A 1,472-nucleotide genomic window follows, 5' to 3' on the forward strand; every position below is an offset into this window, starting at 1 on the left:
ACTGGTCGAGTCGGCCTGCGCGGAAGATGTAACGGGGCTAAACCATGCACCGAAGCTGCGGCAGCGACGCTTATGCGTTGTTGGGTAGGGGAGCGTTCTGTAAGCCTGTGAAGGTGTGCTGTGAGGCATGCTGGAGGTATCAGAAGTGCGAATGCTGACATAAGTAACGATAAAGCGGGTGAAAAGCCCGCTCGCCGGAAGACCAAGGGTTCCTGTCCAACGTTAATCGGGGCAGGGTGAGTCGACCCCTAAGGCGAGGCCGAAAGGCGTAGTCGATGGGAAACAGGTTAATATTCCTGTACTTGGTGTTACTGCGAAGGGGGGACGGAGAAGGCTATGTTGGCCGGGCGACGGTTGTCCCGGTTTAAGTGTGTAGGCTGGTTTTCCAGGCAAATCCGGAAAATCAAGGCTGAGGCGTGATGACGAGGCACTACGGTGCTGAAGCAACAAATGCCCTGCTTCCAGGAAAAGCCTCTAAGCATCAGGTAACATCAAATCGTACCCCAAACCGACACAGGTGGTCAGGTAGAGAATACCAAGGCGCTTGAGAGAACTCGGGTGAAGGAACTAGGCAAAATGGTGCCGTAACTTCGGGAGAAGGCACGCTGATATGTAGGTGAAGCGACTTGCTCGTGGAGCTGAAATCAGTCGAAGATACCAGCTGGCTGCAACTGTTTATTAAAAACACAGCACTGTGCAAACACGAAAGTGGACGTATACGGTGTGACGCCTGCCCGGTGCCGGAAGGTTAATTGATGGGGTCAGCGCAAGCGAAGCTCTTGATCGAAGCCCCGGTAAACGGCGGCCGTAACTATAACGGTCCTAAGGTAGCGAAATTCCTTGTCGGGTAAGTTCCGACCTGCACGAATGGCGTAATGATGGCCAGGCTGTCTCCACCCGAGACTCAGTGAAATTGAACTCGCTGTGAAGATGCAGTGTACCCGCGGCAAGACGGAAAGACCCCGTGAACCTTTACTATAGCTTGACACTGAACATTGAGCCTTGATGTGTAGGATAGGTGGGAGGCTTTGAAGTGTGGACGCCAGTCTGCATGGAGCCGACCTTGAAATACCACCCTTTAATGTTTGATGTTCTAACGTGGACCCGTGATCCGGGTTGCGGACAGTGTCTGGTGGGTAGTTTGACTGGGGCGGTCTCCTCCTAAAGAGTAACGGAGGAGCACGAAGGTTGGCTAATCCTGGTCGGACATCAGGAGGTTAGTGCAATGGCATAAGCCAGCTTGACTGCGAGCGTGACGGCGCGAGCAGGTGCGAAAGCAGGTCATAGTGATCCGGTGGTTCTGAATGGAAGGGCCATCGCTCAACGGATAAAAGGTACTCCGGGGATAACAGGCTGATACCGCCCAAGAGTTCATATCGACGGCGGTGTTTGGCACCTCGATGTCGGCTCATCACATCCTGGGGCTGAAGTAGGTCCCAAGGGTATGGCTGTTCGCCGATTTAAAGTGGTAC

At 53.8% G+C, this 1,472-nt stretch carries 1 rRNA gene; it reads left to right on the forward strand.

The features are described 5' to 3' along the window. A 23S ribosomal RNA gene (locus AACU94_RS24485) occupies positions 1-1,472 on the forward strand; the annotation flags it as partial.

Source organism: Escherichia sp. E4702 (genome assembly GCF_963883545.1).
In the GTDB taxonomy this organism is placed as follows: domain Bacteria; phylum Pseudomonadota; class Gammaproteobacteria; order Enterobacterales; family Enterobacteriaceae; genus Escherichia.